Below are 11,443 nucleotides of genomic sequence, written 5' to 3' on the forward strand. Positions count from 1 at the left end.
TCCGGAATGCTTTTTTTAAACAGATTCACCCGTTGCATCCGCTTTATCCGGGTGATGGTTGTGGCGGTCAGCAATGCCAGGGTGGTTGTTTTCACGCCGCCCCCGCAGGACCCTGGTGAGGCCCCGAAGAACATCAGGGCCAGCATCATGGCGATGGTTGCTTCGTTGAGTGCAGAAATATCAACGGTATTGAATCCGGCCGTCCGGCAGGTAATGGATTGAAACAGGGCAACCAGGAATTGGTATGCCAGGGATTTGCCATCCAGAATCCCCTGTCGTTCAAGGATGAATAACCAAACCGTACCACCAACGATCAGAATGGCCGTGGTCAACAATACGGTCCTGGTCTGCACCGAAAATCGGAACCGTTTTTTCTTTCTGAGCTTTATCCAGTTTTTAAATTCATACAATACCGAAAAACCGATGCCGCCGGTCACGATAAGCATACAGATGGTAAAATTTAGAAGATAACTGTCACCGAAGGTAGAAAGACTGTCCGGGAACAGGGAAAAACCGGCATTGCAAAAAGCAGATATGGCATGGAAGAGAGCAGTATAGACGGCTTCATGAACCGGCATTGTCCGGCTCCAGTAAATCGCTAAAAGAACGGCACCAGCAGTTTCGATGCAAAAAGTCATATAGATAATGTTTTTGACGATTTTGAAAATATCATCCTGGGGCGTGTGCAAAAACATATCCTGTACCGCCATCCGCTGATGATAGAAGGTTTTCCTGCCGATTATCCGGAAGAGGAGCACTGAGAGCGTCATGACCCCCAGCCCCCCCATCTGGATGAGAACGAGAATAATGATTTGGCCGAAAAGGGTGAACCGGGTTCCGGTATCCACCACAGCCAGTCCGGTGACGCAGACCGCCGAGGTCGAGGTAAATAAGGCGTCTATGACTTGCAGCGGAGCACTCTTCGAAGAAACCGGCAGGCTCAATAAAAGTGTGCCGATCAGAATGAGAGCAAGAAAGCTGGTCAGAATCAGTGCCGCCGGATGCAGTTTTAACAGCTTGCGTCGCAAGGTCATGATACCACCTTGGGGTTCTTGTAATATTCACAGTGATGGTGATTGATGGTATGGCATATTTCATGAAGCCGGTGGCCCCCTAAAAACATCCTGTTCCGATAAGCGCCGCAGACCGGGAACTCGTATTTATCCCCGCCTGGCAGATAGTTAAGAAACGGGCAGAGTTTTTCTAAAACGCTTTGTGCCGGCATCAGGGAATGAGATTTCCATAATTGACGGATATTTTTTCCGATACTGTCCGATTCAATACCGGAATGAATGTCAACAAAATCCACGCCTGTCTGTGCCAACCCTAAAATGATTTTTTGATGGAGTCTTTCCAAGAAAACCGCTACCTTTACCTGTGTCGTCAACGGATGTTCCTTAAGGATCTTGCAAAGTTCAATCACCTCTTTGTGCCCCTGGATATCTCTGCTGTTAAAAAAGATGACAATCAGATCCGGATGGTTTGATGTCGCCTGGCTCAAGCAGCTTAAAGGGCTGACGGATATCTCACAGAAGCCCCGACTTTGAGGCATCTGATCCGGGAGGAGCCAGCAGATCAATATTTTTTTTAAGTTTGATGACATTTTTTTCTAATTCCCTATTTGGTATTGCTGTGCCGTTGAATAAAACCAGGGAGCACCGGGCCTGCCGCGCGCATATCCCGGCCGATTTTCAGAAGGCTTACGATGATCACAATGAATTCAAGCCGGCCGAAAAACATGGCAAGAATTTCCGCCCACAAGGCACCGTCGGGCATGACCGCGGAAGTTATTCCCATGGAAAGACCGACGGTGCCCAAGGAAGAGGCGAATTCGAAAATGGAATCTTTCAGGGTGTAGCCATAGGCACAGAGTACCAGAACCCCCAACCCGTAGATGACCATGTAAAGGAAGACAAACATCGCCACCTGCCGCAGCCCGGCGTCATTCATAAAAACACGCCGGTTTCCTTCCCATACCGGGAGTTCCGCCACAGCAATCTTAGGAATAAAGTGACGCTTGATATCCCAGACCAGCATCTTGAACAGAAGATAGATACGGAACTGTTTGATTCCCCCGGCCGTGGAACATGTGCCCCCGCCAATCAGCATGAGGCCGGTCATGAGGGCCACGCCAAAGGCATTCCAGTTGCCGTAGCCAACCGTTGAAAACCCCGTGGTTGTCAGCGCAGACACGGTTTCGAACACGGCGACCCGCATCGCCTTGCCCATCTGGGGATAGAGGGCCTGACAGGTCCAGATGAAAGCGGCTGTGGCAGACAGCGGTATCAAGACGACCTGGAGGCGGATTTCACCGTTTTTAAACACCACGCCCAATTTCCCCCGCCACAGGAACCAGGCGGTCACAAAGCTCAGGTTGCCCAGCACCATGAGGGAGAGGGTGACCGCTTCGACACGGATGCTGTTCCAGTATCCGATGCTCTCCACTCTTGTTGAAAACCCGCCGGTGGACACAGCGGCAAAGGCGTGGTTCACGGCATCGAAAGGGGACATCCCTGCCGCCCAGTAGGCCAGAGACCCTGCACCGGCATAGGCGGAATAGATGATTAAGACAAGCCGGGCCGACTGCCTGACATGGGGCACCAGCTGGTCGCCTCGTCCCTCGGCGCTGGAAATACCGACTCCGGAGGGGCCGACAATGGCCGACATCATGATAATGGCCAGGCCCGCACCGCCCGCCAGTTGGATAATGCTGCGCCAGAGCAGTATCATCGGGCCTGCGGCCGTGACATCCACAACCGACAGTCCCGTGGTCGTCCAGCCGCTCACAGACTCGAAAACCGACCTGGAAAACGGCAGCCCCAGAACAGAAGTAAAGGGCCAGGCTGAAAAAAGGATGACCGTCATCCAGCTCACTACAACAATAATACCCCCCTCCTGAACCGACAGTGTTGTATTGGACTCTGACCGGAACAGCCACCACAGGATTCCTCCAAGAATGGCAAGGCATCCTGCGGGAAGACAGAACGACAGAACATGGGTCGATTCTTCGGGATTGGATACCAGGATAAGAAGCGGCGTCAGCATCATCCCCCCGGACAGAATGAGAATCATGCCAATTGATAAGGACATGGCAGCATAGTGTTTTTTCAGATATTCTTTTTCCCGCATAAGGACTCCTCTATACTATTTTTCCTCTCCGGTCAGCACCTTTAAGGCAGGGCCATGGTTCTCCGGCAGAGTGATAAGGACGATGCGGTCTCCTGCCTGGAGGTCGTTTCCTCCCCGGGGGACCATGGGGCGATTGTCCCGTATAACGACCGCAATTAAGGCGTTTTCAGGAAGATCGATCTCCTTGAGCTGCTTGCCCGCCACAGGGGAGCCCGCCTCCAGAGCAATTTCCGTCACATTGACCCGGCCTTCACCCACGGGCAGCAGGTTGAGGATCTGCGCCATGGATGCCCGCTGTTCAATCAGGCTGCCTACAATCTGGGTGGTTGAGAAGGCGGAAACGCCAAGCTTTTCAAAGATCTCGGCGTTATCCGGGTCATTGGCCAGGGCAATGGCTTTGGGCACGCCGAATTTAAGGGCGGCTAACTGACAGATCACCAGGTTGTCCTGATCGTTGGGGGTGACCGCCAGTACGGCGTCCGCACCCATTGCACCGGCTTGTTTGAGAATTTCCGGGTCACTGCCGTCTCCGCACAGGACCGTGGCCGAGAGTTGACGGCTCAACAGCACACATTCGCCCTTATCCCGGTTTATAATGATGACCCGGTATCCTTTGGCGGTGAAATTGCGGCAAAGGAAAAACAGGGGCTTGCCCCCTCCGACGATGATAATCTTCATGGTAACTCTCCGTTTTGACGCGTTCCGCCGTTGGCCACCGCCTCCAGAAATATACCGGCGGCCAACGAAGTGGGACAGATGGTGTCAATCCCCAGCTGGGCGTATATCTCCTCCCGGCTGGGATCAAAAACCCGGGCCAAGACATGGGGGACGCGAAAGACCTTTTGGGCGACCTGGGCTACCATGAGATTGACGTTGTCTTCAGGGGTCGTGGCAATGAGCACATCGGCGTTTTTCAGTTTGGCCGCCTTGAGCACCGCCATGTGAGTGGCGTCGCCGTTGATCCGGAACCCGCTGAAATCCGGTGACAAATCATCCAGCGCAGTTTCGACCGGGTCAATCACCACCACCGAATTCCCGTCCCGGCTGAGGCGATTCGCAAGAAGGGACCCCAGCCGCCCGCAGCCCACCACCACAATATATTTGCTATTTTTCATCGGCTTCCCCTGCCTCCTCTTTTCGGTCCGGACCCAGGTCGATCTTTCCTAACTTGTGCCAGGAGGTGGTTCTATCAAGGTTTGCCCAGGCCGATTTGAACGTCGGGTCCATATCCAGCGCCGCCCGATAAAACTTCTGGGCCTCCAGTCCGTCCCCCTTGATTTCGAGCAGTACCCCGAGCAGATTGTATGCTTCCGGATGGGCCGGGTCTGCTGCGATGGCTTTTCTGGCCGTTTCACAGGCGGCGGGAAATTCCTGATTCGAAATGCAGCGCTTTGTGAGTTCAATCAGGGACGGGTAGTCAACGGCGCTTTCCACTTCCAATACCTCGCGCGCCATGACCCGGATTGCCAGCTCCCGGATTTCCGCAGGACTGAAGGGTTTCTGAATAAAATCAACCGCACCCAGCTTCATGGCCTCCACAGCCGACTCTACCGTTCCATGAGCGGTAATAATGATCACCCGGATTTCGGGCCATTCCTCCTTGATCCTGCGCAATACCTCTATCCCGTCCATTCCCGGCATTTTCAGGTCCAGGAACACCAGGCCAGCCGGCGTGTCTTTCAGTTTTTGGAGCGCCTCTTCACCATTCACCGCTGTCCTGACGGGGATTCCCAGCGATTCCAGGGACTGGTCCATGGTCAGCCGGATATTTTTTTCATCATCAATGATCAGTATGGATTTTGTTTTCATTGCATTCTCCTATTGATTTATGGGCAAGGTAAAGGTGAACGTACTTCCTGTATCCGGGGACGAGTCCACCCAGATCGCGCCGGCATGGGCTCTTACGATCTCCTTGCAAATGGCAAGCCCCAGACCAGTGCCTCCTGGTTCCCGGCCTTTAACCTGAACAAATTTCTGAAATATTTTCGATTGATAGGGCTGGGGGATTCCCGGCCCATTATCCTGAACAGACAGGTGGACATTCGGCCCGATTCTCTGGGCCCGAAGCGCGATACGCCCGCCCCTGCCCAAATAACGGAGGGCGTTGGAAACCAGATTGGTCAGGACCCAGGTGATCTTGTTTGCGTCCGCCCGGACCCTGGGCAGTTCACTAGGAATATGCGACACCAGGTCAACCTCCTTCATATCCAGCTGGCCTTTAAAAACCGTCCGGACATGATCGAAAAGGGTCACGACCGGGACACTGTCATATTCCATTTCGATCCGGCCGGCTTCGATCTTTGAAAGATCCAGCAGATCATTGACAAGGGCTTTCATGCGGAGGACCTCCTCATGGGCGACCCGAAGGAGATCATGGTCCTTTTCCTTCAGCGTACCAGCAGTATGTTCCAGCAGAAGGTCTACACTCATTCCCAGGCTGGTGAGAGGGGTGCGCAGCTCATGGGATGCGGCCATGACAAATTCGCTTTTGAGTTGTTCAACCTCCTTGAGCCGGGTTACATCCCGGAGCAGAAGCACGATTCCCGAAAGATGGCGATCCCTGCCCAGGATGGCGGTAACCGAAAAGAGGCAGTGCCGGGTCCGGTTACCCGCAGTCAGGACAACCATCCGGTCATCCTCCGGAATACTCGGATGGGAGCCGGTTTCAAGCGTTTCCCGGATCAGGTCGCATAGATTTGAATCAGGCAGGATATCCGGGCATTGCAGCGAAACCGTCTCCGCCAGGGTCACCCCCAGCATCTCCCTTGCAGCAGGATTGATGCTGGTGATGTTGAGATTGATGTCAAACACCACCAACCCGTCCTCAATACTTGAGAGTATGGCCTCCCCCTTGTTTTTTTCAGCGATGATCTGCTCGATATTCATCTCATGATACCGGAAAAGCTTTGTCGCCATCTCGTTGAACTCCCTGGCCAAGCTTCCCAGTTCGTCGTCTGTTTCCACAGGTACCTGTACGGCGTAGTCCCCGGCCGAGATCTTTCTTGAGGCCGCCATGAAGCCCCGGATCGGCCGTACCACCCTTTCTGCGAGAAAAAGGCTGAAGATCAGGGCCAAAACCAATGCTGAACCCGCCACAAACGATGTGGACCAAATCGCCCGGTTGGCCACAACACCGGCCTTTACACTGGCGGCATACATAGTGTCCTCATTGAGCCGGCGCAGGCCGATACAGGCGTCCTTCACCTTTATGAACAGGGGATAAACGGATTTCCGGTATAAGGCGGACACGGGGGCGGACCGAACCTTTAAATCGGTCCATTGGGAAAAGCCGTACCGGTAAGCCCGGTATCCAGCCTCAATCTCACGAACCAGATCCGCCTCCCCCGTAATGGTGATGTTATCCTTGGCCCGGGCCAGCCATTGCAGAAACAAGGCTTCATTCTCCCTGAACTGCAAGTTCCCTCTTTCCGAGTCTCCAATATAAATCAGAAGAATTCCGCTGTCCTGACGTTCCAGGGCATCCACCATGTTTTCCGCAGCCAGGATGCTTCTGTAATTCTCACTCAGGATTGCATCCGAGGCTTTACCCAGGGAGACGAGATTGGCGACTGACCATGCGACCACAAGTCCCATGAGGGTAAAGGCCACGCCGTAGCCGGTCAGAATTTTCTTTTTTAATGTCATATCAGCCATCATTTTTAGTAAAAGCAATTGATGCATCCCTCCTGATTTTTAATCGATACCCATCTATGCCAGGGAGCATAACCCTGGAACTGAGCAAAAAGAATGCCTTGATGTTTTTTCACTTTATTTACAAGATGTTGGTTTTATTTCGGCACCAATTTAAAATTATTCAATTCAGAACCCTTGAATTTTGCAATAAAACCGCATTGCACTTTGCACGAGTCTTTAAGTCTGATCTCTTGAATACCTGATTAAAAACCTTGTTAAGACCTTCAAAAAAAACAGGGAATGAAAATTATATGGGAGGTAACCTTTTTTGAATCAGTCAAGCTGATATTTTTTTCTTTTTCGCCACAACGTTGCAGGATCAATCCCCAGTATTTTAGCCGCTTCGTCAAGGGATACCGTGTTCATAATGACTTTCCGGATATGCTGTTTTTCAATTTCATCCAGACATTCCAATCCTTCATGCGTATTCTGGTCCGGATTATAGTTTAATATACCGGGGGATAGATCCTTGTCTATGAGCACTTTACCCGTCGCTGTAATTACGGCCCGCTCAATCGTATTGGCAAGCTCCCTGACATTGCCCGGCCAGGGATAAGCCTGCAATCTCTCCAGTGCAGATTGATCCATACTTCGGATCGTTTTGCCGTTTACCCGGGAAGATTTTTTCAATAGCATTTCAGACAGCAGCTTTATGTCCTCCGGACGTTCCCTGAGCGGCGGCAGAAAAAGCTCCATCACATTGAGACGGAAGTAAAGATCCTTTCTGAACACACCATCCTCGACCATAGCCTCCAGATCTCTGTTGGTTGCAGCAATGATACGAACATTCACAGATCTTGGCTCCGGGTCTCCGATACATTCATACTTATGCTCCTGAATAAAACGGAGCAGTTTTCCCTGAATTGATTTCGGGATTTCAGACACCTCGTCAAGAAAGACAGTCCCCCCGTCCGCAAGCTTGAGTTTACCAAGCTTATCCTTGACCGCTCCGGTAAAGGCCCCCTTAACATGGCCAAAAAGATCACTCTCCAGCAAATTTTCCTGAAAGGCCGCACAGTCCACCACGACAAATGGTTTTTCCGATCGGGGGCTCCAGTCATGAATGAGCCTGGCCAGAAGGCTTTTACCTGTTCCACTCTCACCGCCGATGAGTATGGTAGCATCAGAATCCGAAGCCTGTCCTGCTGTTTTAAGAATTTTCAGAAGCCTTGAATTGCGGGTTATAAATCCACCTTCGGAGAAGAGACCCTTGAGGGAAGCAATTTCGTTTTCCATTTGGCTGAACCGCTTGATTTTCTCCAGCACAAGATCCAACTGTCCCGGCACAAAAGGTTTGGGCAGATAGTCAAATGCCCCCATTTTCACTGCACTCACAGCGGTTTCTATACTGGCATACGCCGTAATCATCAGCACCTGGGTTTTGATTCCGCTTTCAATAATTTCCTGGAGAACATCCAGGCCGTTCTTGTCGGGCAGTTTCAGATCCAGCAGAATTAAATCAGGAAGCTGGCTCTTGGCACACGCAAGCCCTTTCTCTGCCGTTTCTGCGCTGAAGACCTTAAAATTATTCTCTTCAAAATAAATCTCCAGTGTCGTCATAATATTGGAATCATCGTCAATGATCAGGACTTTATTCATCTGTATTCTCCTTAATGCTGCCCGGTATCCAGAATGTAAAAACCGTTCCTTCACCCACCCGGCTTTTCACCTTGATATCCCCTCCGTGCTGGTCAATGATGTCTTTTACAATGGCCAGGCCCAAACCGACGGTGCCGCTTTTCCCCCGTTCTGAGAACTGGGTGAACCGGTCAAAAATGTGCGGGAGATATTCAGGCTTTATTCCTTCCCCTGTATCGGAACATTGGAAATAGCATCGTTGACCCTGCCGGTAGGCCCTGAAAAGTATGATCGCCCCTTTTGAGGTATACCTCAGCGCATTTCCAATCAAATTTGTTATGACCCAGGGGAATCGAAAGGAGTCAATGGTGACGTCAGGCAAATTATCCGGGATATCCAGATGAATTGAAATCCCTTTTTTCTCAGCCTGTTTTACCAAGGGGGCGACAGATTCGGTAATCACCATCTTGATATTTAGTGTCTCTTTAGGGCGGGGTTGGGACATGGTTTCAAGGCGGGAAACATCCACCAGCTCATTAATCAGAGTCGCCAGTCTCGAACAATCGTCAAAGGCGGTATCATAGAGCTTTTTTTGTTTTTCAGGAATTAACTTTTCCCCTCGGCTGTGCAGCAAACCCAGACTCATGCTTAATGATGTCATAGGCGTTTTCAACTGATGGGAGATATCAGCAATGAATCTGACTTTTGCCTCTTCGCTCTGTCGTACCTTTTCTTTTTCTGCAGCAATAATATTATCCCGGTGATTGTCATAGTGTGAAATTCTTTGGAAAAGTTGATTAAACGCTCCTGCAAGGACACCGATTTCATCATCGGCTTTTATAGCCATATTGGGATAGTCGCCACTTCCTTCTTTGATTTTGGATAGTTGATCGGCCAATTTAATAATCGGCATTACGATTCTGTGTGAAAAAAAATAATTTAAACTCGATAGCGTTACAATAATAATTCCAAAAAATATCACGGCATTTCTCTGGGCCTGTGCTGCAAGGGTTCGGGTCTCTATTTCGGCCCGCTCCATAGCCTGCTCGTTCACCGAGACAAGCTCATCAATCGTCAGAATCATCTCTGCCGTAATGGCAAATATGTCGAAAATTTCCTGCTCATTCCATACTTTTGATTTTCTTTTGTCTAAGAGAGAGGCTGCTTTTTTATATTGAGAATAACTTTCAAGCAGTCGATCAATAAGTTCAAGTTCTCCGTTTTCCGTGATGTTGTCTCTGCAGATATCAAGCGCATCAGAAATTTTTTTTACAAGCCCCGGGGGTATATCCGCTAAACGCTCTTTCCTGTTAACCGGGGCAAGAAAAAGATTTCGTATCTCTTCTAATAATTTTCTGCTCTCCTGGGCTGCCTTGATGCTTTTGTAGTTTTTGGACAGAATTTGTTCTGCGCTTTCTCCCAGGATTGTTAGATATTGATGGTTGAGAAATGCGGCTGCGATCAGCGCAATGGTTGGCAGAAGGCTTACCAGAAAAATTTTGAATTTTATTGATCGCCTTGGGATATGTGATACCATTTTGTTGTGTTCAAATTTTAGGTTGACCATTCTATTTGTGCCGTTAGTGTCATTTTGCGGTTATGAAATCAGGCCACTGCACTTACCGGCCATTATTGTGGCGGTAAAATCAGCGTTTGAAAATCTGCCAGTTGCTCGGCATTGCCCATAACCGCAATTAATTCCCCTGCTTTGAACTGATAATCCGCAACCGGATTGGGTTGCAGCACGCCGTCATGCATCACGCCAACCACGGATATGCCGGTCTTGGTACGAAGAGCCAACTCTTTGATTGTCCGGCCAATCACAGGGCTGTCGGCCACCAGTTTTACCCAGTTAAATTCCAATAAATCACATGCTTTCTGCAGTTGAGACAGGGTTTGACCCCCCTGGCTGATCTTGAAAAGCGGCGCATACAGCTCCCTGCGAAAGGAATCGGTATATTTCTGGATATCCGTGGGCGGAATATTTAAATAGAGCAGGGCCTGGCGGGTAAATTGAAGTCCGGCCTCAAATTCGGGCTGAACCACTTCCTGGATGCCCTGGTCATGCAGGGCCTGCATCTGATCTATCCCTTCGGCCCTTGCCACAATATTTACCGTTGGGTTTAAAAGGCGAATCTGATGGCAGGCGGGGCCGGTTACATCAATCCTGGGTGTGGTAATGAGTACAAGATTGGCCTCTTTTACTCTGCCGGCTTCGAGAACAACATCCCGGGTCACATCCCCGTAAATAACCGGAAACCCCTTACTCTTGACCTGGCTCACCCGCCGGTAATCAATCTCAATAATGACAAAGGGCTGGTCCAGGCGCTGGAGAACCTTGCCTATGTGAAATCCGATCCGTCCTCCGCCTGCAATGACCACATGGTTGCGCAAGCCTGTTTCAGGTAAATTGATGGTCTGTACCGGCTCTTTTTTAAACATTCGCTTTCGCAATCCGTACAATGGCGAGGTCAGTCCGGAAACAAGCGGTGTCAATAGCATGGTTACAATTGCGGTTGCCAGTATCAGGGAATAGAGATCGTTGGATATGGATTGGGTGCTGATACCGACCCGGGCCAAAACAAATGAAAACTCTCCCACCTGGAACATACTTAACCCCAAAGCCAGCGGAATGACGTTGCCATACCCGAATAAGCGGCTCAATACGCTGAAAATAAGGCCCTTGCCTGCGGATACAAACAAAACCACAATCAGGATTGTCTGCCAGTGCTTAACCAAAAAAATCGGATCCAGGAGCATGCCCACCGATACAAAAAAAAGCAAACCAAAAATATCACGCAGAGGAATAATATCGCTCAGTGCCTGGTGACCGTAATCAGATTCGCTGAGCACCATGCCGGCAACAAACGCACCAAAGGCAAAGGACAACCCAAATAAATAGGTGCCATATCCCACGCCCAGGCCAATTGCGGTGATTGCCAGCAGAAACAGTTCCCTGGAATTACGTCTGGCAATGTAGGCCAGTAATTTTGGAATGAGCCGTGTTCCGATAAAAATCATCACAAACAGGAATATCCCCGCC

At 50.3% G+C, this 11,443-nt stretch carries 10 protein-coding genes; all 10 read right to left on the minus strand.

The annotated features are described in order from the left end of the window. Positions 1 to 1,034: TrkH family potassium uptake protein (locus B3D59_RS15860; protein WP_286821955.1), on the minus strand; the 1,034-nt coding region annotated here is incomplete at its 3' end. Beyond that, a complete protein-coding gene (locus B3D59_RS15865) occupies positions 1,031 to 1,603 on the minus strand; it encodes a hypothetical protein (RefSeq protein WP_286821957.1) in 573 nt (190 codons plus the stop codon). The genes B3D59_RS15865 and B3D59_RS15860, both read right to left, overlap by 4 nt. A gap of 14 nt (positions 1,604 to 1,617) precedes the next feature. Further along, a complete protein-coding gene (locus tag B3D59_RS15870; RefSeq protein ID WP_286821963.1) occupies positions 1,618 to 3,129 on the minus strand; it encodes a TrkH family potassium uptake protein in 1,512 nt (503 codons plus the stop codon). A 15-nt stretch (positions 3,130 to 3,144) separates the two neighbouring features. Continuing rightward, a complete protein-coding gene (locus tag B3D59_RS15875) occupies positions 3,145 to 3,807 on the minus strand; it encodes a potassium channel family protein (RefSeq protein WP_286821965.1) in 663 nt (220 codons plus the stop codon). Then, positions 3,804 to 4,244 (minus strand): potassium channel family protein, encoded by a 441-nt coding sequence (locus B3D59_RS15880; RefSeq protein WP_286821966.1) that lies wholly within the window; start codon positions 4,242 to 4,244, stop codon positions 3,804 to 3,806. The genes B3D59_RS15875 and B3D59_RS15880 overlap by 4 nt, the downstream gene beginning before the upstream one ends. Beyond that, positions 4,234 to 4,938 carry a sigma-54-dependent transcriptional regulator gene (locus B3D59_RS15885; RefSeq protein WP_286821967.1) on the minus strand — a complete coding sequence of 235 codons (705 nt, stop codon included), beginning with the start codon at positions 4,936 to 4,938 and terminating at the stop codon, positions 4,234 to 4,236. Before B3D59_RS15885 ends, B3D59_RS15880 begins: the two co-directional genes overlap by 11 nt. A 9-nt stretch (positions 4,939 to 4,947) precedes the next feature. After that, a complete protein-coding gene (locus B3D59_RS15890) occupies positions 4,948 to 6,801 on the minus strand; it encodes a sensor histidine kinase (protein ID WP_286821971.1) in 1,854 nt (617 codons plus the stop codon). A 294-nt stretch (positions 6,802 to 7,095) separates the two neighbouring features. Then, the gene (locus B3D59_RS15895) at positions 7,096 to 8,421 is read right to left on the minus strand and encodes a sigma-54-dependent transcriptional regulator (protein ID WP_286821972.1); all 1,326 of its coding nucleotides are present in this window, start codon (positions 8,419 to 8,421) and stop codon (positions 7,096 to 7,098) included. Then, on the minus strand, positions 8,414 to 9,967 hold the full coding sequence (locus B3D59_RS15900) for a sensor histidine kinase (protein ID WP_286821974.1): 1,554 nt from the start codon (positions 9,965 to 9,967) through the stop codon (positions 8,414 to 8,416). Before B3D59_RS15900 ends, B3D59_RS15895 begins: the two co-directional genes overlap by 8 nt. Positions 9,968 to 10,029: 62 nt before the next feature. Next, positions 10,030 to 11,443 (minus strand): cation:proton antiporter (locus tag B3D59_RS15905; protein WP_286821981.1); only part of this gene is annotated, 1,414 nt, incomplete at its 5' end.

This window comes from Desulfobacter sp. UBA2225 (assembly GCF_002348205.1).
Classification (GTDB): domain Bacteria; phylum Desulfobacterota; class Desulfobacteria; order Desulfobacterales; family Desulfobacteraceae; genus Desulfobacter; species Desulfobacter postgatei.